1 protein-coding gene is annotated in these 315 nt (G+C 58.4%); it reads left to right on the forward strand.

Annotated features, from left to right (window positions below; all coding sequences use genetic code 11):
- Window positions 1-315 (forward strand): hypothetical protein (locus CXF72_RS00545; RefSeq protein WP_157823156.1); only part of this gene is annotated, 315 nt, incomplete at both ends.

The raw sequence follows: 315 nt of genomic DNA on the forward strand, positions 1-315 counted from the left end.
GTAATACCAGCGCGGCGTACAGCATCCCGATCAGCCAGACCGGTGATGCGATCGATGCCAACCTCCCAGTGATCTCCAGCGTTTCTATCCCTGACACTGCGATGAAGGTAAGCGATACGGTCACGGTGACCCTGACGGTCGCGGACGATGGCGGTGAGACCTACGGCGCTCTATCGGGCACTATTGGTGGCTTTGCCTTAAGCAATCTGCAACGTATCAACAGCACTACCTACACCGCGGAGTTTACAGTAACCGATGGGGGGACCGATGTGGTCGCCGACGCGGATATTCCGGTCAGCCTGACGCTGGAGGACG

The organism is Psychromonas sp. MB-3u-54, assembly GCF_002836415.1.
Classification (GTDB): Bacteria; Pseudomonadota; Gammaproteobacteria; order Enterobacterales; family Psychromonadaceae; genus Psychromonas.